General features: G+C 31.1%; 20 protein-coding genes. 10 read left to right on the plus strand and 10 right to left on the minus strand.

The features are described 5' to 3' along the window. Positions 1–3: 3 nt before the first annotated feature. A complete protein-coding gene (locus Q4512_RS07875; protein WP_303423695.1) occupies positions 4–765 on the minus strand; it encodes an MBL fold metallo-hydrolase in 762 nt (253 codons plus the stop codon). Positions 766–860: 95 nt separating this feature from the next. On the opposite strand from Q4512_RS07875, the gene Q4512_RS07880 reads away from it, so the two are divergent. Beyond that, positions 861–2315 carry a TonB-dependent receptor gene (locus Q4512_RS07880; protein ID WP_303423697.1) on the plus strand — a complete coding sequence of 485 codons (1455 nt, stop codon included), beginning with the start codon at positions 861–863 and terminating at the stop codon, positions 2313–2315. 61 nt (positions 2316–2376) lie between these two features. Here Q4512_RS07880 and bcp read toward each other — a convergent pair whose 3' ends face one another. Beyond that, positions 2377–2829: a thioredoxin-dependent thiol peroxidase gene (bcp, locus tag Q4512_RS07885; protein ID WP_303423699.1), complete on the minus strand. Its 453-nt coding sequence runs from the start codon at positions 2827–2829 to the stop codon at positions 2377–2379. Between the two features lie 31 nt (positions 2830–2860). On the opposite strand from bcp, the gene nth reads away from it, so the two are divergent. After that, positions 2861–3514: an endonuclease III gene (gene nth, locus Q4512_RS07890; protein WP_303423701.1), complete on the plus strand. Its 654-nt coding sequence runs from the start codon at positions 2861–2863 to the stop codon at positions 3512–3514. A 282-nt stretch (positions 3515–3796) separates the two neighbouring features. Here the strand turns inward: nth and Q4512_RS07895 are convergent, their stop codons facing one another. Then, positions 3797–4381 (minus strand): RNA polymerase sigma factor, encoded by a 585-nt coding sequence (locus Q4512_RS07895; RefSeq protein WP_303423703.1) that lies wholly within the window; start codon positions 4379–4381, stop codon positions 3797–3799. Positions 4382–4618: 237 nt separating this feature from the next. Between Q4512_RS07895 and uvrA the strand changes: the two genes are divergently transcribed. After that, positions 4619–7405, plus strand: coding sequence for an excinuclease ABC subunit UvrA (gene uvrA, locus Q4512_RS07900; RefSeq protein ID WP_303423705.1), 2787 nt, complete (start codon positions 4619–4621; stop codon positions 7403–7405). On the opposite strand, the gene Q4512_RS07905 is transcribed toward uvrA, so the two are convergent. Continuing rightward, entirely contained in the window at positions 7402–8493 is a 1092-nt protein-coding gene (locus Q4512_RS07905) for a DUF3667 domain-containing protein (protein ID WP_303423707.1), read from the minus strand. The genes uvrA and Q4512_RS07905 overlap by 4 nt on opposite strands. A 169-nt stretch (positions 8494–8662) precedes the next feature. Here Q4512_RS07905 and Q4512_RS07910 point away from each other — a divergent pair, with 169 nt between their 5' ends. From Q4512_RS07910 to Q4512_RS07930, 5 genes are all read left to right on the plus strand, one after another. Further along, the gene (locus Q4512_RS07910) at positions 8663–9364 is read left to right on the plus strand and encodes a hypothetical protein (RefSeq protein ID WP_303423709.1); all 702 of its coding nucleotides are present in this window, start codon (positions 8663–8665) and stop codon (positions 9362–9364) included. A 181-nt stretch (positions 9365–9545) separates the two neighbouring features. After that, a complete protein-coding gene (locus Q4512_RS07915) occupies positions 9546–10589 on the plus strand; it encodes a GMP reductase (protein WP_303423711.1) in 1044 nt (347 codons plus the stop codon). Positions 10590–10668: 79 nt separating this feature from the next. Further along, positions 10669–11961, plus strand: a complete 1293-nt coding sequence (locus tag Q4512_RS07920) for a DEAD/DEAH box helicase (RefSeq protein WP_303423713.1) — start codon at positions 10669–10671, stop codon at positions 11959–11961. Between the two features lie 6 nt (positions 11962–11967). Next, positions 11968–12180 (plus strand): DUF6500 family protein, encoded by a 213-nt coding sequence (locus Q4512_RS07925; RefSeq protein ID WP_303423715.1) that lies wholly within the window; start codon positions 11968–11970, stop codon positions 12178–12180. A 37-nt stretch (positions 12181–12217) separates the two neighbouring features. Further along, a complete protein-coding gene (locus tag Q4512_RS07930) occupies positions 12218–12445 on the plus strand; it encodes a VF530 family protein (RefSeq protein ID WP_303424032.1) in 228 nt (75 codons plus the stop codon). Positions 12446–12497: 52 nt separating this feature from the next. Here Q4512_RS07930 and Q4512_RS07935 read toward each other — a convergent pair whose 3' ends face one another. The 6 genes from Q4512_RS07935 to Q4512_RS07960 all read right to left on the minus strand — a co-directional run bounded on the left by Q4512_RS07935 (position 12498) and on the right by Q4512_RS07960 (position 22145). Further along, the gene (locus Q4512_RS07935; protein ID WP_303423717.1) at positions 12498–14198 is read right to left on the minus strand and encodes an NAD(P)/FAD-dependent oxidoreductase; all 1701 of its coding nucleotides are present in this window, start codon (positions 14196–14198) and stop codon (positions 12498–12500) included. Between the two features lie 48 nt (positions 14199–14246). Next, a complete protein-coding gene (locus tag Q4512_RS07940) occupies positions 14247–14615 on the minus strand; it encodes a methylglyoxal synthase (RefSeq protein WP_303423719.1) in 369 nt (122 codons plus the stop codon). After that, on the minus strand, positions 14615–15478 hold the full coding sequence (locus Q4512_RS07945) for an N-acetylglucosamine kinase (protein ID WP_303423720.1): 864 nt from the start codon (positions 15476–15478) through the stop codon (positions 14615–14617). The genes Q4512_RS07940 and Q4512_RS07945 overlap by 1 nt, the downstream gene beginning before the upstream one ends. A gap of 61 nt (positions 15479–15539) precedes the next feature. After that, entirely contained in the window at positions 15540–16541 is a 1002-nt protein-coding gene (gene gap / locus Q4512_RS07950; RefSeq protein WP_303423722.1) for a type I glyceraldehyde-3-phosphate dehydrogenase, read from the minus strand. Positions 16542–16601: 60 nt separating this feature from the next. After that, on the minus strand, positions 16602–17588 hold the full coding sequence (gene pfkA, locus Q4512_RS07955; RefSeq protein WP_303423724.1) for a 6-phosphofructokinase: 987 nt from the start codon (positions 17586–17588) through the stop codon (positions 16602–16604). A 153-nt stretch (positions 17589–17741) separates the two neighbouring features. Continuing rightward, positions 17742–22145, minus strand: coding sequence for a translocation/assembly module TamB domain-containing protein (locus Q4512_RS07960; RefSeq protein WP_303423726.1), 4404 nt, complete (start codon positions 22143–22145; stop codon positions 17742–17744). 102 nt (positions 22146–22247) lie between these two features. On the opposite strand from Q4512_RS07960, the gene tsaD reads away from it, so the two are divergent. Then, a complete protein-coding gene (gene tsaD / locus Q4512_RS07965) occupies positions 22248–23270 on the plus strand; it encodes a tRNA (adenosine(37)-N6)-threonylcarbamoyltransferase complex transferase subunit TsaD (protein WP_303423728.1) in 1023 nt (340 codons plus the stop codon). Positions 23271–23307: 37 nt separating this feature from the next. Then, a complete protein-coding gene (locus Q4512_RS07970; RefSeq protein WP_303423730.1) occupies positions 23308–23634 on the plus strand; it encodes a TfoX/Sxy family protein in 327 nt (108 codons plus the stop codon). Positions 23635–23733: the final 99 nt, after the last annotated feature.

A 23733-nucleotide genomic window follows, 5' to 3' on the forward strand; every position in this document is an offset into this window, starting at 1 on the left:
TAATTATAGGTTAATGGTTAATCCATCATAAGCCAGGTAAACGTTTTCTGGAAGTTTTTGTTGTACTTCATCATGAAAACCTAACCAATGACTTATATGTGTTAAATAGGCTTTTTTTGGATTTACTTTTACAATAAAAGCTAATGCTTCTTCTAAATTGAAATGCGATATATGTTCTTTCTCGCGTAAAGCATTAACCACTAAAACATCTACATTTTTTAATTTTTCAATTTCTTCATCTGCAACCGTTTTCATATCCGTTAAATATGCAAAATCTTTAAATCGGAACCCGAAAACTTGCAAATTATTATGCATACCATTTATAGGTATTACTTTTAAATCTTCAAGAAAAAAAGAATTATTTGTAATCCTGTTTACCTGTACACTTGGCGCACCAGGATATTTGTTTTCGGTTTCAAAAATATAATCAAATCTTCTACGAAGAGATTGTAGCACTCTTTGGTGTGCATAAATAGGAATATCCCCTTGTTTAAAAAAGAAAGGTCTTATATCATCTAAGCCAGCAGTATGATCTGCATGTTCGTGGGTAAACAAAATGGCATCTAATTTGGTGGCATTTTGACGAAGCATTTGTGCTCTAAAATCTGGCCCACAATCTATTACATAAACGTTTTTGTTATGCGTAATCATTATAGAAACACGCAGTCTTTTATCTTTTTCATTTTCACTTAAACACACAGGATGTGTGCTTCCAATAACTGGAATACCTTGAGAAGTTCCTGTGCCAAGAAAAGTTACTTTCAATTGTAATAGATTTTAAAAACAAAAATAAGTTTATTTTTTTGTTTGGTATACTAATTTAATACCTTTGTTATAATAGCAAGTAAACCAAATTTAAAATGGAAATAACCATTAAAGGTGATAAAGAGTTTGATGAAATTCCTTCATTAAAAACAAAAGCACTTCGAATAAACTTAAACGAAAATATATACGGAACCTTTGCAGAAATTGGCGCAGGACAAGAAACTGTACGTCAGTTTTTTAGAGCTGGTGGCGCTTCTGGAACTATTGCTAAGGCCATGTCGGCTTATGACAAAGCATTTAGTGATGCCATATATGGTATTGAAGATGATAAGCGTTACGTTACTGAAGCACGTTTACGTAAGATGTTAAACCATGAAGTTCGATTGATGGAAGAGCGTTTAACACGTGATGATAATCCGCATAAACTGTTTTTCTCTTATGCGAATACAGTTGCTACTATTGATTTTGCTAAAAAATACAAAGGTCATGGTTGGGTTGGTATTAAATACCAAATAGAACCAGATCAAGAGTATAATGAAATTATTCTTCATGTTCGTTTTAAAGAAAACGATGCTAGATTGCAACAAGAAACTTTAGGTATTTTAGGTACAAACCTTATTTATGGTGCATTCTATAAATTTAATGAACCAAAAAAATTATTAAAATATTTATACGACCATTTAGATAAAGACCAATTAGAAATTGATACTATTAATTTCTCTGGGCCTGTTTTTGAAGATGTTGATAATAGATTAATGAGTTTGCAACTGGTTAAAAATGGTATGACAGATGCTGTCATGTTTGCTCCAGATGGAAATAATGTATTACCAGCAAGAGTATTATACAAAAAAAATATATTAGCACTTCGCGGTAGTTTTAGACCGGTTACTAAGGTGAATATGGATATGTTCCATAAATCTTATGACATGTTTATTAAAGAAAATAAAGTAGATGAAGCAAAAACACAGGTGGTTTTTGAAATTACTTTATCGAACCTTCGTGCAGAAGGTGAAATTGACGAACAAGATTTTATGGATAGAGCCAAACTGCTTTGTTCTCTTGGTCAAACCGTTTTAATTTCAAACTTTCAAGAATATTATAAACTGGTAGAGTACTTCTCACAATACTCGAAAGCGAGAATGGGACTTGCTATGGGAGTTAACAACTTAGTAGATATTTTTGATGAAAAATATTACCGCCATTTAAGTGGAGGTATTTTAGAAGCATTTGGAAAATTATTCTTTAAAGATTTACGTGTGTACTTATATCCTATGGAAAATGGAGATGGCACTTTAACTACAAGTGAAGATTTAAAAGTACATCCTAGAATGAAAGAATTATATAAATTCTTTAAATACAATGGAAAAGTAGTAGATATTGCAGATTACGATCCTAAAATACTTTCTGTATTCTCAAGAACAGTATTAAAAATGATTGCAGATGGAGAATCTGGTTGGGAAGGAATGCTTCCTGAAGGTGTATCTAAAATTATAAAAGAGAAAAGTTTATTTAGTTGCGAAACCGAAGAAATTTATAGCGAAGAGCAATAAATTATAACTATATCAAATAAAAAGCGACCATTATTAATGGTCGCTTTTTTTATGATTGCAATTAATCTAAAATCTGCGCTGCGTGATCTTTCGTTTTTACTTTATCAATAACTCTTTCTACTACTCCATTTTCATCTAATAAAAAAGTTTTTCTATGAATACCGTCATAGGTTTTTCCCATAAACTTTTTTTCTCCCCATACACCAAAAGCATTAATCACTACTTTTTCTTCATCTGCTAATAAAGGAAAAGGGAATTCGTATTTATTTCTAAAATTAGTTTGTCTTTTTTCCGAGTCAGCACTTACACCTAGTAATTCATAACCTTGTTCTTGTAATACTTTGTAATTATCACGTAGATTACAAGCCTCTACTGTGCATCCAGGAGTGCTCGCTTTTGGATAAAAGAAAACAATCAATTTCTTTCCTTTATAATCACTTAAAGATATTGCTTCTCCATCTTGATTATTAACGGTAAAATTTGGAACCGTATCTCCTACTTGTAATGTCTTCATATTTCTTATTTTTGTTACCAAAGATACAATAATGACCAAAAAAGAAAAAGTAGATTTTGTTATAACAACGTTAAACAAGCTATATCCAGAAATTCCAATTCCTTTAGACCATAAAGATCCATATACTTTATTAATTGCTGTTTTGCTTTCTGCACAATGTACAGATGTTAGAGTAAATCAAATTACACCTTTGTTATTTGCTGAAGCAGATAATCCTTATGATATGGTGAAATTATCTGTAGAAGAAATCAAGGAAATTATTAGACCTTGTGGCTTGTCTCCTATGAAAAGTAAAGGTATTTACGGATTATCTAAAATGTTAATTGAAAAGCATAACGGAATAGTCCCACAAAGTTTTGAAGCTTTAGAAGCATTTCCAGCTGTTGGACATAAAACAGCAAGTGTAGTGATGAGTCAAGCTTTTGGAGTACCAGCTTTTCCTGTAGATACTCACATACATCGTTTAATGTATCGATGGAATTTAACCAATGGAAAAAACGTTAATCAAACCGAAAAAGATGCGAAACGTATTTTCCCTAAAGAGCTTTGGAATGATTTACACTTACAAATTATTTGGTATGGTAGAGAATATTCTCCAGCGCGTGGTTGGGATTTAGAAAAAGATATTATTACTAAAACGATAGGAAGAGCTTCCGTTTTAAAGGAGTATTATGCTAAAAACTAATACCTACTACTGTTGTAAGAATACAGTATATAGATTCCTGCAGTAACTGGAATAAAAAATCCTGAATTAATTCAGGATTTTTTATTTAGTTAAGAACTGTTTCAAAATTCATATTATTAAATTTTAAGACATTTAATGCCTTAGAATAATTAAGAAGAAAATCTACTGTTTCCTGCTTAGGGTTCCTTTTAATTTTTTCCCTTTTGGGGTTTTGAGAGTAAAGTTTTGCCATTTAAAATGTTTTAGTTATACTCTGAAAACGAAACAAACTTTATATTATTGTTAGTTTGTTAAAATAATATTATGCTTATCAATAATTTTACGCATATTAATTAATGCATAACGCATTCTTCCCAAAGCAGTGTTTATGCTTACACCTGTTTTTTCAGAAATTTCTTTAAAACTTAAATCATTATACATACGCATTACCAAAACTTCTTTTTGGTCTTCAGGAAGCTCATCCATAACACGTCTAACATCCCGTTCTACTTGTTCTTTAATTAGTGTTTTTTCTGCATCTAAAGCACTATCACTTAATACCGAAAAAATACTAAACTCACCGCTATTACTGAACTTTGGCATTCTGTTACTTTTTCTAAAATGATCAATAACTAAATTATGAGAAATACGCATAACCCAAGGTAAAAACTTACCCTCTTCATTATAAGAACCTCGTTTTAAAGTTCGTATCACCTTAATAAAAGTATCCTGAAAAATATCTTCAGCAATATCTTTATCATATACTTTAGAGTATATAAAACTGTAAATTCGTTGTTTGTGTCTAGTAATTAAAATTCCTAGCGCGCCTTCATCTCCTTTAATGTAGTTACTAACAAGAGTAGCGTCGGTTATAAGTTCTTTTTGCATAATGATTACTTTTTTGCACAGAAGGAAACCTTCTAATACTTGGGGTTAAAATTTAAAAAGTAATGTTATGCTATAAGCTAGTATTTTGTTATTTATGTTAGTATGAGTCAAATATAACAAGAATCATTCCTAAAAAACAAAAAATAAATACTTTTTTTAACATTTTATTACACAATAATCTATTTTTTAAGCTGAACTAGTTATAGTATCTTTGCAGAATTATTCCTTTAAAAGCTTATGAACACTAATATTTCTAAAGTAAATCCAAAAAAAAATATCATCATTAAAGGTGCAAAATTGCATAACCTAAAAAATATTGATGTCGTAATCCCTAGAAATAAATTAGTAGTTATTACAGGTTTATCTGGTTCTGGAAAATCTAGTTTAGCTTTTGATACTTTGTATGCAGAAGGACAAAGACGTTATGTAGAAAGCTTATCTAGTTATGCTAGGCAGTTTTTAGGACGTTTAAACAAACCAAAAGTAGATTATATAAAAGGTATTGCTCCTGCTATTGCTATTGAGCAAAAAGTGAATTCTACAAATCCACGCTCTACAGTAGGTACAACAACAGAAATTTACGATTATCTGAAACTTTTATTTGCTAGAATAGGAAAAACATACTCGCCAAAATCTGGAAAAGAAGTAAAAAAAGATACCGTTGCAGATGTAATTAAATATGTAAAATCTTTCGCTGAAGGCGAAAAACTCTTGCTCCTCGCTCCCATTTTTCTTGAAGAAGGAAGAAAATTACAAGACAAATTGAAAGTTTTAAATCAGCAAGGTTATGCAAGAATTAAAGTGAAGGATAAGATTATTAGACTAGATGAAACTCAAGAAATAAAAGAAGATGTAAAAGATATTTTCTTGGTAGTAGATAGAATTATTACTAAAGACGACGAAGATTTTTATAACCGACTAGCAGATGCCGCGCAAACTGCTTTTTTTGAAGGAAAAGGAGAATGTTTTTTAGAAACTTTAAGTGATAATAAACAACAACAATTTAGCAATAAATTTGAACTGGATGGTATTACGTTTTTAGAACCTAACGTGCATTTGTTTAGCTTTAACAACCCATATGGTGCTTGTCCAAAATGTGAAGGTTATGGTGATGTTATTGGTATCGATGATGATTTAGTAATCCCTAACACAGCACTTTCTGTCTATGAAAATGCTATTTTCCCTTGGAGAGGAGAAACTATGAGTTGGTATAAAGACCAATTAGTCAATAATTCACATCATTTTAATTTCCCTATTCATAAACCTTATTTTGAATTAACTCCAGAACATAAACAGCTTATCTGGACAGGAAACGAACATTTTGAAGGTCTTAACGATTTCTTTGCTGAATTAGAAAGCAAAGCATACAAAATACAAAACCGAGTAATGCTATCGCGTTACAGAGGAAAAACAAAATGCAAAATTTGTAACGGAAAACGTTTACGAAAAGAAGCTGATTTTATTAAAATTGGTAGTGCAACAATTACAGATTTAGTAGAAATGCCTTTAAATAAATTGGCTGTTTTCTTTAAGCAATTAGAGCTCAATGATTATGATGAAACTATAGCAAAAAGGCTTTTAAAAGAAATAAACAACAGGCTTTCTTTTTTATCTAATGTAGGCTTAGATTATTTAACTTTAAATAGAAAATCTAACTCGTTATCTGGGGGAGAAAGTCAACGCATCAACCTTGCAACCTCTTTAGGTAGTAGCCTGGTTGGTTCTATGTATATTTTAGACGAGCCCAGTATTGGTCTACATCCAAAAGATACAGAACGTTTAATAGTAGTTTTAAAAGCACTTCGCGATTTAGGAAACACTGTAATTGTTGTAGAGCATGATGAAGATATCATGAAAGAAGCAGACGAAATTATTGATATTGGTCCAGAAGCTGGAACTTTTGGAGGTAATGTTGTAGCTACAGGAACATTTGCAGATATATTAAATTCAGATTCTTTAACTGCACAATATTTAAATGAAGCGCTAAAAATTGAAGTACCTCAAAAAAGAAGAACCTCAAAATATGCTGTGGAAGTTATAGGAGCAAGAGAAAACAACCTTAAAAATGTAGACGTAACTTTTCCTTTAAATATGTTAACGGTAGTTACAGGAGTTTCAGGAAGCGGTAAAAGTACGCTTGTAAAAAAGATTCTTTTCCCAGCAATACAAAAACACTTAACTGGCTTTGGAGATAAACCTGGACAGTTTTCTGAATTAAAAGGAAACTACACCAATGTTAAACATATTGAGTTTATAGACCAAAACCCAATTGGTCGTTCTTCACGTTCTAATCCGGTAACCTACGTAAAAGCTTATGATGATATTCGTGCTTTGTACGCAAATCAGAAATTAAGTAAAATACGAAACTATGCTGCCAAGCATTTTAGTTTTAATGTAGACGGAGGACGCTGTGAAACCTGTAAAGGGGAAGGTGAAGTTACTATTGAAATGCAATTCATGGCAGATGTGCATTTAGAATGTGAAACCTGTAAAGGAAAGCGTTTTAAAAAGGAAGTTTTAGAAGTTACTTTTGGAAATAAAAGTATCGATGATATTTTAAATCTTACTATAGACGATGCCATAGCTTTTTTTACAGCGCATGAGCAGAAAAAAATTCAAACCAAATTACAACCATTACAAGATGTAGGCTTAGGCTATGTTACTTTAGGTCAGAGCTCTTCTACCCTTTCGGGAGGAGAAGCACAACGTATTAAGCTTGCAACGTTTTTAGGAAAAGGTTCCCGACAAGAAAATGCTTTATTCATTTTTGATGAACCTACTACTGGATTACACTTTCATGATATTCAAAAATTATTAAAATCCTTTTATGCTTTAATTGAAAAAGGACATTCCATTATTGTTGTAGAGCATAATTTAGAATTAATTAAATGCGCAGATCACATTATAGATTTAGGTCCGGAAGGTGGTGAAAATGGTGGCAAACTTGTAGCAGCAGGAACTCCAGAAGAGATTGTAAAAGTTAAAGCATCGGTTACAGGGAAATATTTAAAAGAGAAACTTTAAAATAGCATTACTGCAAACACAAGTACTATACATCCAGCAATTAATGCTACAGGAAAAAATAATAGAGTTATAAGACTTGTTTTTAAATAACTTTTAAACCAACCTTGTTTGTAAAAACGTTTTATTGCTAAAAAAAGGTAAATAAAAGTAGATAGTACAATTAGCCAATCTATCCAATTTGGAATTTCAATTATATAATTCACTCCTACAATAAGGCTAAAAACAGTGAACAAGAAAGAAAAGTAATAAAAACTAAATACCAAATGATGTGAATAGCGACCAGTTTTTCTAAAAAACAACTTGAGTATTAATGCAAAAATTGGTAATATAAAAAACATGGCAATAGACATCGTATCAAAAAAAGATTGAAAAATCCCTCCAACTTTTCGTTGTTTATAAAACTTTACTCCTTGCCTATAAAGACGTTTCGTTAAATTTCCATCGTCTTTTTTTAGTCCTAATTCTTTATAAATAATTACATCTGGAGTATCTTTTGCTATTAAAGAGTCTAACTTTTTTGTAAAATCAAAAGAAAAATCTACAGCTCTAAAATTTTCACTTGAAACTATAGAATCTATTTGTTTCTCAGAAAATCCTGTATAAATTTTATTTTCTTCTAAAACTTTTTTAACCTCTATTCTATCTATAGAATCTTGTTTCATTCTATCTGCTAACATAATGGAATTAATAGAGTCGATTTTAAAATCTCCTGTATTAGTATCTATATCTTGAACTTGATTTAAAACCTTTCCAATTCCCTTATCAAATTCAGAAGACATCCTATTAATTCTAAAAGAATTTAAAAAGAAAAAAACAATGGCTACAAATAAATACATTTGAGCAGGATGTAAATACAATAAACGTTTACCTGCTATAAATTTTTCAGCTAAAAAACCAGGTTTAAATAGTAATGGGAAAAAGCTTTTAAAAAAACGAGCATCAAAAGAAAAATAATTGCTTATCGTGTTATAAAATAAAAGACCTAAAGTTAAATCGTCTTTATCTTTTTGTCCACAGTGCGGACAAAATTCATAAGCTTCATCAAAAGGTTTTTCGCAATTCTTACAATCTTTTATTTGAACAGACATGGTTTTTGGTAAGTTTTCATAAAAATATAAAAAAGTAAACAATAAAACACACGTGTTAAAATACTAACAATCAAGCTTATACGTTTTTGGCACGACAATTGAAACTAACAAAACAAATAGCGTAAGCCGAAAAGCTAAATGAGTAGGCATAATCTAATACCTATATACTATGAAAAAATTAGTACTATTATTTACAGGAATGTTAATGACATTAACAACTGTAACCGCAGCAGAAAAAATTACTGCAACACAAAAACAAGGTGAAGATTTAAATATTTCACGCTACAGTTTTATACAACCAATTCAGTTTGTAGAGCGTGGTGTGGAGTTCTTAATCTTTCCTGATGGAAGTTTCGATTTTAATACAAATCTTGACTACACACAAGGTGACACATATTATAGAGCGCCTAACCCTAGGACTACAACTACACGTACAAGAAGTGTAAATACCACTTTTGGAGCTCCTGGAACTAGAGTAACGTATAGTAACTCTAGCATTAGACCTACAGGTGGAGTAATTATAACCCATGACAGAGATGGTAAAGTACGTAGAATTGGAAATGTATTTGTTAACTACAACAGAGAAGGTCAAGTAAAACGTTTAGGTTCTGTTTATATCAATTATAACAGACAAGGTTTATTAACACAAGTTGGTGGTTTACAAATACGTTATGACAGAAACAATAATATAATTGCAATTACTGGTCATGTTAATTATAGTAACCAAGGTTATAATGTTTTTAATTCTGGTTACGCTTCCAATAATGATTGGGATAATAACCATAACGATTATAACAATGATGATTTTTACTACTACAAAAAAGATGGTAAAACCGTTAAGCAAGAAAAGCTTAAAACAATAAAGAGATAATATTCTCAATTAAATAAAATATAACCTCACGAGACAGTCACCCTAAGCGACTTCGTGAGGTTTTATTATTTTAAACACCTATCAACACTTGTTAACAATTAATTCTTCCAAAAACGAAATTTCATTTTTACAACTATAGAATATCATTTACATTTGAAAGTAATCCAAAACTTCTACCAAAATGCGCATAGAATACGATATCAAACTCGGTTTTAAAGATGTCATGATAAGACCAAAACGCTCAACTTTAAAAAGTAGATCGCAAGTATCTTTGCAACAAGAATTTAAATTCTTAAATAGTAAAACAATTTGGAAAGGCATACCAATTATGGCTGCAAATATGGATACTGTTGGTACTTTCGAAATGGCTTTAGCTTTAAGTAAAAAAGAATTATTTACAGCGATACACAAACACTACTCTATTGAAGATTGGAAAATATTTTCTAAAAACGCACCAAAAGGAATTGAAGAATACATTGCAATTAGTACTGGAACAGGAAAAAATGATGCTGAAAAATTAGCTGCAATATTTAAAATAAACCCAAACTACAAATTTATTTGCATTGATGTTGCCAATGGTTATTCTGAACATTTTGTAGGTTTTGTAAAACATACTAGAGCACAATATCCTGATAAGGTGATTATTGCTGGAAATGTAGTAACTGGCGAAATGGTAGAAGAACTTCTACTCTCTGGGGCAGACATTATTAAAGTTGGTATTGGACCAGGAAGTGTTTGTACTACACGTGTAAAAACAGGTGTTGGCTATCCGCAACTCTCTGCAATTATAGAATGTGCTGATGCTGCGCATGGCTTAGGAGGACACATAATTAGTGATGGTGGATGTACCATTCCTGGTGATGTTGCAAAAGCCTTTGGTGCTGCTGCTGATTTTGTTATGCTTGGCGGTATGTTAGCAGGACATGAAGAATCTGGTGGCGAATTAATAGAACAAAACGGAAAACAATACAAACAGTTTTATGGTATGAGCTCAAAAACTGCAATGAAAAAACATGTTGGTGGCGTTGCCGAATATAGAGCTAGCGAAGGAAAAACGGTTTCTGTACCTTTTAAAGGAAAAGTAGAAAAGACCCTATTAGATATTCTTGGTGGCATACGAAGTACATGTACATATGTTGGTGCTTCTCGTTTAAAAGAACTTACCAAAAGAACTACTTTTATTCGTGTTGCAGAACAAGAAAACCAAGTTTATACTAAAGAATAAACCAATACACCAAATAAATAAACGTACCTTTGCAACTTATAAAAATGACATATATAATTTGTCATTCAACAATTACTATATGTCATTTAAATCTTTAGGCTTATCAGAAGCCTTATTGAAAGCTATCCAAAAAAAAGGATATACAACTCCAAGTCCAATTCAACAAAAAGCAATACCTCCAGTATTATTAGGAGTCGACGTTTTGGCTTCTGCACAAACAGGAACAGGAAAAACTGCAGGTTTTACTTTACCATTATTGCATTTACTTTCAGAGAATCCGAAACAAAAATACAGACCAATTCGTGCTTTAATACTAACACCTACAAGAGAACTAGCTGCACAAGTATATGCAAATGTTAGAGAATACAGTGAATTTACAAATATTAGATCTGCTGTTATTTTTGGAGGTGTAAATCAAAAACCACAAGTAGCAACCATACGTCAAGGTATAGATGTTTTAGTAGCTACTCCTGGACGGTTATTAGATTTAGAAAGTCAAGGATTATTATCCTTAAAACGTGTAGAAATTTTTGTTTTAGACGAAGCAGATAGAATGCTGGACATGGGATTTTTAAGAGATATTGAACGTGTCATGAAATTAATGCCAGCTAAAAGACAAAATTTAATGTTTTCGGCAACCTTTAGCAAAGACATTAAAAAACTGGCTAATAGTATACTTAATAATCCTGCACAAGTAGAAGCAACTCCCGAAAATTCAACGGTTGATGCTATCAATCAAAAAGTATATCGTGTTGCCAAATCAAAAAAAGCAGCTTTATTATTAAAGCTAATTATTGATGGGCAATGGGATCAAGTATTAGTATTTACACGAACCAAACATGGTGCAAACAACTTGACAAAAAAATTATTAGGAGCTAGTATTTCTGCTGCTGCAATTCATGGAAATAAAAGTCAAGGAGCAAGAACAAAAGCTTTAAAAGGTTTTAAAAACGGAACTATAAGTGTTTTAGTAGCAACAGATATTGCAGCACGAGGATTAGATATACCTTTATTACCTCATGTTGTAAATTATGAAATACCAAACATTTCTGAAGATTATGTACACCGAATTGGTAGAACAGGTCGTGCAGGAGCAAAAGGAGAAGCGCTTTCGTTAGTTTGCACAGAAGAACTTGGGTATTTACGCGATATTGAAAAATTAGTTGGTATGAAAATACCATCAGAAACATTAGAAGGTTTTGAACCAGATCCAAATGAACCCACAGCTCCTAAAAAGCAAGGTCAAGGAAGAAATAGAAATGCTCGTTCTGGTAATTCTAATTCAAGAGGAAGAAACAATTCGAATAAAAAAGAAGGAAATAAATCTAATACTAGTAATAGAAACCGAAACTCTAGACGAAGTAGAAATTAATATACAATGACAAAAGCTTTAAAAGATAAAATAATTAAGGTTTGTAATTTAAAAATTCAGCAAAAAGGAGACAATGTAGGTTTGTCTTTTTATGCTTTTTTTGCCAATAAAAATGATAATCCAGAATTACTAATGGAAGCTGCTACTTGGTGGATTATGACGCATAAGTTAGATCATTTTGAAAAAGCCGTAAAAATATTAGCCCTTGTAAATAAATAAAATGAATGAAATTCCTGCATTCACAGGAATGACTGTTATGAGCACACAACCCAACAATCCTTTACATGGTGTAAAACTAGAACAAATTATTAATGATTTAGTTGCACATTATGGTTGGGAATATTTAGGATACACAATAAATATTCGCTGTTTTACACATGATCCTTCTGTTAAATCCAGTTTAAAATTTTTAAGAAGAACACCTTGGGCTAGAACTAAAGTGGAGAACTTGTATTTAAACATGCTTTCTAAAAGAAAAAAATAGAAACTCACACGCTTATAAAAGTTTAACAGAGAGTTAATTTTTAATAATACCTCTATTTTTCAGCACTTGCAAACACGTCGTTTTTAGCTAGTCGCAGTTTCTTAACTTCCATTTTTTTAAGCATCCAATCTGGATAATTAGAAGGGTCTTCTGCTTCAAAAATTCGCAATTCTTGTGTAGCATCTTCTTTTAATAAATCATCTTGCTGACAACCTAAAATAGTTGCTGCTGTTTGCACACCAGAATAACCAGCACCTGTAACACCATGAGCAGCAATGGAAGCTCCACACATATATAAATTTTCAATTTCGGTTTTAGGTTTATACGAAAAGGGACCAATATGTCGTAAGCTTTTTTCGGTTCCGTACACACTTCCTTCTGTAGAGTTGATATAATATTCGTTAGTCATTGGTGTACCCAAGTCTTTATGAACAATTTTATTTGAAATTCCTGGAATTACTTTTTCTAAAGTGACTAAAAACTTTTGAATAATTTGCTCCTTAAAGACAAGATATTCTTGAGAACGTTCTTCTGTTTCATTTTTAAATGCTTCAAAAGCATCATAATGAATATAGGTAATTGCTTCTAAAGTGTGGTATCGACCATCAAAACTAATTGGATCTTTTAAGGAGGTACAACTAATAAACATTCCAGAGAATTCTTCGCCATCTAAAATGTCTTTCTTTTGCATGTCTTTAAAAGAATCATCCATGTTTTGGTTTGGAATTCGCCAAATATTTCCGGAGTCTAAACCTGCTTTTTTCACATCCATATCTACTGTTAAAAACAGCATTAATGAAGTACAAGAATATGTTGTTTTGTTGAGTTTCTTTAGTAATTTAGTACTTAGATTATCTTTTCCAATAAGATTTAAATAAGTAATTCCTGGATCGGCATTCGAGATTATACGATTAGCATAAATCTTTTCTCCCGAAGCTAATTCTACTCCAATAGCCTTTTTATTTTTTGAGCCTTCTTTTAATAAAATACGTTTAACCGAAGCACTTGTTTTTACTTTTCCTTCATAGGATTTTATTTTATTCGTCATCGCTTTCACTAAAGCTCCACCTCCACCCATTGGGTAAAACCCACCTTCTGCATAATGACACATAATGGCTGCATGCATGATAAAACTTGCTTTTCCAGGAGGCAAGCCATGATTACCAAATTGTATATTTAGTATATTTTGAAGTAATGGATCTTTAACGTGCCAATTAATTACACGTTTTAAAGTAAATGGAGAATATTTACCCATATGTTTGGTTCGGAACGGAATAGTTAATTGTTGCCACAACCCTTTAACTTTAGGTATAAGTTGTAATTGTCTACCAACATTTCGAATCAGTTTTAAGTACTTTATAATCCCTTTTTTTTCGTGTGGAAAACGAGTAATAAGATCTTGTTGAAATTCTTCCCAATTTGCAGAATAATTAAAGCGCTCTTCGCCAATCCAACAATGATCAAACCCTTTAGGATTCATTCTATAAAACCCAATGTCATTTGCAATACCTAAACCAGAATATAATTGGTTTGAAGATTCTCCTGGGCTCATTAGACCAACGTAATGTACACCTGGAGTAAAACGGTAACCATTTAAGTAAAAACTGTGACACCAACCGCCAGGAACATCATGCTGTTCTAAAACTAAGACCTTTTGTCCTGCTCTAGCTAAACAAATTGCAGAGGTTAATCCTCCAACTCCGGAACCAATAATTATTGTGTCGTAACTATTTTGAGTAATATTTTCTTGCAAAGCACTTTTTTTTTATGCTTTACAAGATAAATTTAATTTTTAGAATTCTTATAACTTAATTCCTTTTATTAATAATTCTGCTGTTTTAGGATTCGTTGCAAGAGGAACGTCGTGCACATCACATAGACGCATTAACATAAGTACGTCTGGTTCGTGTGGATGTTTTTCTAAAGGGTCTCTAAAAAACAAAACCATATGGCATTTACCTTCTGCCACTCTAGCTGCAATTTGCGCATCACCACCAAGTGGTCCAGAAAGTAATCTGGTAACTTCAAATCCAGCTTTTTTAACTTTTTTTCCAGTGGTACCAGTAGAAATTAAGGAAATTTGCTTTTGCAGTAAAACATCTCTATGTTCGTTTAAAAACTGAACCATTTCTGCTTTTTTTCCATCATGTGCAATAATTGCAATTTCCATTAGCTTAAATTATTTGCGTGAAATTTTAATAAACCTTCAATTGGTCTTCTTTCGAAATTGCCAACAGTAAAACCTAATTCTGCTGCAACTTCTTTTATTTCTTCTTGCGAGAAAAATGCTATAGAACCTGCAAAATGTACTGGAACCGTTTTTAATTCTTCTTTAAATTGAAAAATCATGTTTTTGGCAAAAACACGAATTCCTGATTTAATTAATTCTTTAATATAAGAAGATTCTTTATTTAAAAACATAAACTCTGCAAATGCAGCTAAGTATGCATTTGGGTTTGGTTGTTTATATAAATTGTATTTAATATAATCGGATTCTACATTATACTTACCAGCAAAAGCTACTTTTAAATCTTCTGGCATATGATTAAAATAATAATCACGAATTAATTGCTTACCAAAATAATTACCTGAAGCATCATCCATAAGTGTATAACCTAAAGAATTTACACGCTGATGTAATAGTTGTCCATCAAAAAAACTACAATTAGATCCTGTACCTAGAATACAAACTACAGCAGCTTCGTCTTTAGTATTTAGTGTTGCTCTTACTGCCGCCATAGTATCTTCTTGTACTTCTACAATAGCATTTTTAAAAATAGATTCTAAAACACCCTTTAAGAGCATTTTTGGTTTTTCGGTTCCACAACCTGCTCCATAAAAGAATATATGCGTTACTTCTTTCTTACTTTGCATAAGAACTTCGCTACTTTTTATGGTTTTTTTTAGTTTTTTTTCTGGAAGAATTGCTGGATTTAATCCTTTAGTTCTTACTTTTTCAAAACATTGGTTTCCTTTGTTGTCTACTGCAATCCAATCGCATTTTGTAGAGCCACTATCTACTATTAAAATCATAAGCTAAAAGTAAAAAAAAAGCTGCTCATAATGTATGAGCAGCTTTTTTAAATTATATTAATTAAAGTGAATTAACTTTTAAAGCTAAATCTACTAATTTATTAGAATATCCAAACTCATTATCATACCAAGAAACTAATTTGAAAAATTTTGAATTTAATTCAATTGCTGAATCTGCATCAAAAACACTAGTTCTTGTTTCACTTACAAAATCTTGAGAAACTACAGCTTCTTCGGTATAACCTAAAACACCTTCCATTTCTCCATTTGCAGCTTTTTTAAATGCCGCTTTAACTTCTTCTAAAGAAGTGTCTTTTTTTGTTTTTACAGTTAAATCAACTACAGATACATCTACAGTTGGTACTCTAAAAGCCATTCCTGTTAATTTCCCATCTAATTCTGGAATTACTTTACCTACTGCTTTTGCAGCTCCTGTTGTAGAAGGTATGATGTTGTTTAGTGCAGAACGACCTAAACGATAGTTTTTTCTTGAAGGTGCATCTACTGTAAATTGTGTAGAAGTAGCAGCGTGAATAGTTGTCATTAATGCTTCTTCAATTCCAAAGTTATCTTCTAATACTTTAGCTATTGGAGCTAAACAGTTAGTAGTACAGGATGCATTAGAAACAATATTATCATTTGCTGTTAACTTGCTATCATTTACTCCCATTACAAACATTGGAGCATCTTTACTTGGTGCTGAAATAACTACTTTTTTAGCTCCTCCATCTATATGATATTGTGCGGTTTCTAAAGTTGTGAAAATTCCAGTACATTCTGCAACTACATCTGTTCCAACTTCGTCCCATTTTAAGTTTTTCGGATCTCTTTCTGCTGTTACACGAATGGTTTTTCCATCTACAATTAAGTTACCATCTTTTACTTCGATAGTACCATCAAATCTTCCATGAACAGAATCATATTTTAATAAATAAGCTAAATGTTCTACATCTAGCAAATCGTTTATTGCTACAACATCTACGTTGTCTCTTTTTACAGTTGCACGGAAAACAATTCTTCCAATTCTACCAAATCCGTTAATTCCTAATTTTAATGTTGACATAATTTATTTACTGATTATGTGGTCTTTAATTAGACACACGTTTAATTTTATTTTTTTAATTTATATTGACATGATGTCTGAAACTCTAAGGAGTTCCATATTAATTTTTGATTTACCTTTTACTGCTTGATCAAATGGTGTTATATCTATTACATCATTTTTTAGTCCCACCATATAATTACTTTGACCATCTAAAAGACATTCTACCGCTTTTACTCCCATTCTACTAGCTAGAACTCTATCGAAACAAGAAGGTGCTCCTCCACGTTGTAAGTGCCCAAGAACGGATACTCTTACTTCGTATTCCGTCATATTTTCTTCGACGTAATCTTTTAGTTCGAAAACGCTTTTTCCAATTTTATCACCTTCGGCAACAACGACAATACTTGAAGATTTTCCAGATTGTTTACTTCTTCTTAAAGATTCTAAAAGTCTATCTAATCCTAAATCTTCTTCTGGGATTAGAATTTCTTCCGCTCCAGCGCCAATACCAACATTTAATGCTATATGACCAACATCTCTACCCATTACTTCTACAAAGAATAAACGGTTATGCGAGCTAGCTGTATCTCTAATTTTATCGATTACTTCTACAACTGTATTTAATGCAGTATCGTAACCTAGTGTGTGTGTTGTACCAAAAATATCGTTATCAATAGTTCCTGGAATTCCCATTACTGGAAAGTTGAATTCTTGATTAAAAATCATTGCTCCAGTAAAACTTCCATCACCTCCAACTACGACAAAGGCATCAATACCTGCCTTTATTAGTTGTTCATGTGCTTTTACTCTTCCTTCTTTAGTTCTAAACTCTTTAGATCGTGCCGATTTTAATATGGTTCCTCCTTTATTAATAATTCCTTTTACACTTCGAGCATTCATTTTAATAAAATCGCCTTCGATCATACCTTCATACCCTCTATAAATACCATAACATTCTATATTATGATATGCACATGCTCTTACTACAGAACGTATTGCAGCATTCATTCCTGGAGAATCACCTCCAGAAGTCATTACACCAATTTTTTTTATGGTTTTTGCCATTATTTTCATCTATTATTTAGTAAATCTAATAAAGAAATTTAACAAAAAAGGAAGCTTTTGTCATAATTTAACACAATGTTGAAACTATAACGTTTTAGTTGATAAATTATATGTGAAGTATTTAGTTTTAAGAATAAAAAACTATCAAAAAAGTTAATTTACAGTGTCTTTTTTCTTTTTGAAACCAACATAATCTGGTAGAGCATTAGACTCTTTTTGTTTTGCCTCTTCTTCCTCTTTTTCTTTAGCTATTTTCTTTTTGCCTTTAAAGATAATTTGAATAAGTTCTGAAAAAGTATCAAAATCTACATTATACGCAATACCTAGTCCTTGAGTATACCCAATTTCTTCTCCAAAATTTCGAATACTATTTTCTCTATTAAAAACATTTGCTGTAAAAGTTCCCTCTTCATTTAGTAGAAAATCTATTTGTACATCTCCTGCAACTGCTGTTTGGCTAATCCCACCAATTGGGACACCTACTTTACCATTAATACGAATACGATCGCTAATATTGGTTTGCAGTGTTACTCCTAGTCTATCGTCGGATTGATAATCTGGAGTATTTTCACCAAGTTCTACATTTAAACCTACTTGTAGTTTATTATCGCCATCGGAAAGTAAACCGTTAATTATTCCATTTATTCTTTCTTCTATGGTACCATTTACATTAAGCTCGCTTAAACTACTAGAAAAGGATCCTGTTGCTAATAGATAAAGTGCTTGGTTACTTCTATCGTCTTTAGATTCTAATCTGTAATTTAATTCGGAAATTATTATAGAACTTAAATTTGGAAATTGAAAATTATAATCGATATCTAGTTGTTCTAGTTCTCCTGTTAGTTCTATACCTAAGTTTACAGGAATACGTCTATTTATTGGTGAATCTAATAAAGGAGAAGGATTTGCTTGGGTTTTATAAATTGCTTCGATATCTATTGTAGCCTTTAGTGGATCTCCATTCCAACCTAGAGTACCACCGGGAACTACAGTGAAATCTTTTTGGATAACTCCTCCGTAACGAAATTTATATATTCCTTCAAAAACGGAAAAATCGCCATACATATTAAATTTCCCATTGGTATTAATTTCGGCAAGTAAACCACCTTCACCTCTACCTCTTATAGTACTTCCGCTCTCTTTGTCCATTACAATTTCAATTTCTGCATCTTGTGTTACATCTAAATCGAAATCTAATTCTAGACCAGAAATATCTTCGTTTATTATATCACGTCCTTCTAGTTTTGCTTGTTTTTCTTCTGGGCTTAAAAAATGAATATGAGAATTATCTCCAAAAGATTCGGAATCATTTAAAGGGATTACAAAGACAGTCCCTTTTTTAGTTTCTCCTATAACATTTATTCGTAATTGGCTTGCTGGACCAGAGATACTTGCACTACCTCCTACAAAACCAGTTCCGTAATATAATCTGTCTTCATCTTCTGTAGTATTTAAAACTAAAAGTCTATCGGTTTCTAGATTTAATCGCATTCCCCAATCGCCAAAATTGTTATGGTTTAATCTTCCATCCAATACTGCTTTTGTATTGTAAACCGTATCTGTAATATCGATACTATTAAATATAAAACTTTGGTTTCTTAGAGTAACCGAAGATTTATCTGCGAAACTATAATCTACATTTAATTCTGAAATCCCTAAACCACCTTTATTTAACTCTAATTCACCATCAATACTTGGTTTATTTAAGTTCCCTGTTACTTTAACTTTACCGGTAGCCAATCCTCTAATATCTTTTAAAACACCCTCTAAGAAAGGATTTAAAGGCTGTAAATTAAACTGATTAAAAAGTAATGCTACATCTATACTAGGTGCTTTTGAAGATACATCGATATCTCCTATAGCGCTAAAAGATTTTTTTTCGTCGTCTTTTATACTTGCGTTTATAGTATAGTTAGTTAGTGATTGGTTTCCTTTAATATTTGCTGCAAAAGAGCCTATAATGAGTTCGTTTACTTCTAAGTCATCTATGGTTATACTAGATTCGGGAAGATATTTTCCGTTTTGTTGTATAATATCTAGGTTCCCATTTACTATACCTTTTAAGCTTAAAGATTCAATGTCTGGAGTAATTTTATCTAAAAACACATTCTTAAAATTCAGCTGTAAATCTTTCGTATTATTCCCTTTCATTATTCCCGAAAGTTGAATTTTTTCATCATTATGATTTAGTACAAATTGATCTATATTAAAGTTTTCAAAATTAGTGTCGAAAGTTACTTTATTAAAATTATTTTTTTCTTCATTAATGTACCATTTATTTCCTTTAAAAGTTACATCCGATTTTTTAAAACCAACTATAGACTGGTTTGCTTCATTTTTAGTATGATAAAAACTTAAATTATATAAATCGTTATTTGTTTTTCCTCCTTTAAATTCGGAACGCATAAATAGCGTATCATTAATAGTTACATTAATTAGGTTGAATTTAGAAATATTATAGACATCTGTATGCAAACTATCTACTTCTACGTAGGTGTTAAATAATGGGTTTTTATTATCTACTTGTAACTCAATAGCATTTGCAAAATAATCTAACCATTCTATTTTGGGAGACTTAAATGTTAAAGTAAATTCTTTTTCGTCGCTTTCTACCCTTCCTTTTACAAAAGTGTTTTTACCAAGTTGTAATTCTGGTACAAAAACCTCTATAATCTTATTGTAAATTTTAAAATTGAAGTCTATATATTGATTGGTTGAAACTTCGTAAGGACTATATTTGGTATATAAACTCCCAATAGCATTAATAAATAGCTCGTCGATATTATCGATAAGAAAAACGCCACTCATTTGGCCTTCAATAATATCTGGCGAATTAACATTTATATATCTTACTTTTTCTTTGAAGGAAGAATTTACAGCAAAATCATCGAAGAAGTACTCATCGTTTTCATTTTGATAATAGGTCTTATTAAATTGTATGCTTCCAACAGCATTATCTAAAGTAGTTCCTTGCATTTTCATATCGACGATACCTTTAAACACAGACATGCTGTCTTTTTTAATAAAGTTTAGCGCTTTAAGGTTTGCATAATCTACATTAGCCACAAAATCGAACTTGTTTATTTCTTCAGAAAAATCTGCCAGTCCATTAAATTTAAGTTTAAAATTTTTGTCTTGCGAATCTACCTTTCCATTGAATACTTTATCTTTTAAGTTACCTGAAATATTAATATTTTGATATACATAATCATTATAACTTATAGAATATACATCACCTTTTACTTTAGTATTAAGGTTTTCTTGAGTGAAACCTTTTCCATCCACGTCAAGATTTAAAGAAGCTTTTTTTAAGTTTGGATCATTTAAAAAAGTCCCAATATCAAATTCATCAAAAATGATATTTCCTTTATATGTTGCATTATCTATATCGTCAATTTTTTTCATTTCTAGGTTAGAAATAACATAACCCAAATCTGTATCAATTTTAAGATCTGCTTGTATTGTAGACGTTGTAATAAACGATGTTCCATTGATGCTAAAGTTACCAAGCTTATCAAAAACAGAGGGAATTGCTTCTCCTAAAACATTTGGCAATAATGCTTTTAAATCTTTATAATTAGAAGATAGGTTGGCAAATTTTCCTTTCATAGAAAAATTATTTTCCTCAATATTAAATAAGTTTTTAAAGTCAATATCTCCATATATTCTAGTTCTTGAACTCGTATTTAACTTTAAATTATCTACATGTAAATCATTTAGTGTTCCAGAAATATTTGCATTAAAATTTGCTCGTTGTCCAATACCAAACTCATTATAGAACACATTTAACTCATCTAAAGCGACACTAGCATCTGTAAAATTAGCTTCAACATTTACCTTGTTAGTAAAATCTGAAAAATGTTCTCTGTTATATAAAAATTTTAAATCTCCTTCTAACGACGAACTTGTTGTTTTAAGTTTTAGATTATCCAGCGTAATATCTTCTAGCGTATATGCAAAATTTGAAGAAAGATTCTTCATTATTAAACCACGACTATCTTTAAATGCTAATGTGTTTATTCTAGTACTTACATTTGGTCCATTAATTAAAAAGTTAGTTGCATTTATATTGATAGCTGTAAATTCTAAAATTTTTGGTGTTTCTTTATTTTCATCAATAAGCCTGAATATTCCATCATAAATAGAAATATCGCTAGAAGACATTAAAAAGGTATTTACACTTTCTCTTGGATTATCTTCATCAAAACGAGCAACAAAAATGTCTAAATTTGTTTCTTCTTCTCCTTTATACTTTATAATATTAAAAATTAACCCTTCCAAATCAATATCCCCAAAAGCAAGTTTACTATTAGCAAGATTTTTAAAATTTAAAATGGAAGTATTCAGCTCGACTGCACTAATAAGCGTGTCTTTTTTATAATCTCTTATCAGGATTTCTTTAAGTTCGACATCGCCATTAAACTGAAGTCCAACTCTATTAATATTAATATTTGTACCATATTCTGTATTTAACCAATTGGTAGCGTATTTACCAAGCCTTGTTTGAACAGCAGGAATAGAAAGCACCAACACCAATATGATGAAAAGAAGTAGCAATACAGCTACAATTTTTGATGCTATTTTTAAAAATTTTTTGATACGTTTTAAAGTTATAACTTTGAAGTCAAAATTAACAATTATTGTGCCTAATATTTACTAATGTCCTCACAAAATATTTACATACTAGCAATTGAGTCATCTTGTGATGACACTGCTGCCTCTATCTTACTAAACGGCAAGGTTTTAAGTAATGTTGTTGCTAACCAAAAAATACACGAAGAATATGGTGGTGTTGTTCCAGAGCTTGCTTCGAGAGCACATCAACAAAATATTGTTCCTGTTGTACATCAAGCTATTGAAAAAGCAGGAATAACGAAAGAAATGCTTAACGCCATTGCTTTTACAAGAGGTCCAGGATTAATGGGGTCTTTATTAGTTGGTACTTCTTTTGCTAAATCGTTGGCTTTTGGTTTAAATATTCCGCTTATTGAAGTAAACCACATGCAAGCACATATTTTAGCACATTTTATAGACGAAGAAGGATTTAACAAACCTCCATTTCCGTTTCTTGCTATGACTATTTCTGGAGGACATACACAAATTGTAAAAGTTTCCAATTACTTTGAAATGGAAGTTATTGGAGAGACCATAGACGATGCTGTTGGTGAAGCTTTTGATAAGAGCGGAAAAATTCTAGGCCTTGGCTATCCTGCTGGTCCCGAAATAGATAGACGCGCACGACTTGGTAACCCAAAAGCATTTGCCTTTACAAAACCTAAAGTAAATGGTTTAAATTTTAGTTTTTCTGGACTAAAAACGGCTATTCTATATTTTATACAAAAACAAGTAAAAGAGAATCCTAATTTTATTGAAGAGAATCTAAATGATATTTGTGCTTCTATTCAATATACTATTATTGGTATTTTAATAGATAAATTAAAACTGGCAAGCAAACAAACAGGTATTTCACACATTGCTATTGGTGGAGGTGTTTCCGCTAATTCTGGAATACGAGAAGCGTTAAAAAATGGGGAACAAAAATTTGGTTGGACCACTTATGTTCCAAAATTTGAATTCACTACAGATAATGCTGCCATGATTGCTATTGTTGGTTATTTTAAATATTTAGAAGGAAACTTCACTACACAAGGCATTACAGCATCGTCTAGATTGAAAATATAGTTATATTACTTAAGAAATATATTTTATATAATAAGTTATGGCATATAACGAACAATTAGCTAACCGAATTAGAGAACAACTTCAATTTTATTCGGAAGTATTCACAGAAAAGAAAATGTTTGGTGGACTTACATTTCTATATAAAGGAAAAATGACTATTGGCGTTATGAAAGAAAATTTGATGGTTCGAATTATTTCTAATAAAATCGAAAACGAATTGACCAAACAGTTTGTAAGACCTATGGATTTCACAAAAAAACCAATGAAAGAATTTGTATATGTTTCTTTGGAAGGGGTAAGCACCGAAATACAACTTTTACATTTTATAGAATTAGGTTTAGAACACGCAAAAAGCAAACTATAGCTTCTATTGTTGAAATTTCTGTTAATAACCTTATAGAAAATAACACATCTAATCTATAATTTTTGTTTTTTTGCTACTTAAGATTAATTCCCAAACACA

Origin of the sequence: Oceanihabitans sp. 2_MG-2023 (assembly GCF_030547245.1) — a bacterium.
GTDB lineage: Bacteria > Bacteroidota > Bacteroidia > Flavobacteriales > Flavobacteriaceae > Oceanihabitans.

Coding starts and splice junctions, on each gene's coding strand:
- Q4512_RS07880 (WP_303423697.1), top strand. CDS start 861: ATGGAAATAACCATTAAAGGTGATAAAGAGTTTGATGAAATTCCTTCA.
- bcp (WP_303423699.1), bottom strand. CDS start 2,829: ATGAAGACATTACAAGTAGGAGATACGGTTCCAAATTTTACCGTTAAT.
- nth (WP_303423701.1), top strand. CDS start 2,861: ATGACCAAAAAAGAAAAAGTAGATTTTGTTATAACAACGTTAAACAAG.
- Q4512_RS07895 (WP_303423703.1), bottom strand. CDS start 4,381: ATGCAAAAAGAACTTATAACCGACGCTACTCTTGTTAGTAACTACATT.
- uvrA (WP_303423705.1), top strand. CDS start 4,619: ATGAACACTAATATTTCTAAAGTAAATCCAAAAAAAAATATCATCATT.
- Q4512_RS07905 (WP_303423707.1), bottom strand. CDS start 8,493: ATGTCTGTTCAAATAAAAGATTGTAAGAATTGCGAAAAACCTTTTGAT.
- Q4512_RS07910 (WP_303423709.1), top strand. CDS start 8,663: ATGAAAAAATTAGTACTATTATTTACAGGAATGTTAATGACATTAACA.
- Q4512_RS07915 (WP_303423711.1), top strand. CDS start 9,546: ATGCGCATAGAATACGATATCAAACTCGGTTTTAAAGATGTCATGATA.
- Q4512_RS07920 (WP_303423713.1), top strand. CDS start 10,669: ATGTCATTTAAATCTTTAGGCTTATCAGAAGCCTTATTGAAAGCTATC.
- Q4512_RS07925 (WP_303423715.1), top strand. CDS start 11,968: ATGACAAAAGCTTTAAAAGATAAAATAATTAAGGTTTGTAATTTAAAA.
- Q4512_RS07930 (WP_303424032.1), top strand. CDS start 12,218: ATGAGCACACAACCCAACAATCCTTTACATGGTGTAAAACTAGAACAA.
- Q4512_RS07940 (WP_303423719.1), bottom strand. CDS start 14,615: ATGGAAATTGCAATTATTGCACATGATGGAAAAAAAGCAGAAATGGTT.
- Q4512_RS07945 (WP_303423720.1), bottom strand. CDS start 15,478: ATGATTTTAATAGTAGATAGTGGCTCTACAAAATGCGATTGGATTGCA.
- gap (WP_303423722.1), bottom strand. CDS start 16,541: ATGTCAACATTAAAATTAGGAATTAACGGATTTGGTAGAATTGGAAGA.
- pfkA (WP_303423724.1), bottom strand. CDS start 17,588: ATGGCAAAAACCATAAAAAAAATTGGTGTAATGACTTCTGGAGGTGAT.
- tsaD (WP_303423728.1), top strand. CDS start 22,248: ATGTCCTCACAAAATATTTACATACTAGCAATTGAGTCATCTTGTGAT.
- Q4512_RS07970 (WP_303423730.1), top strand. CDS start 23,308: ATGGCATATAACGAACAATTAGCTAACCGAATTAGAGAACAACTTCAA.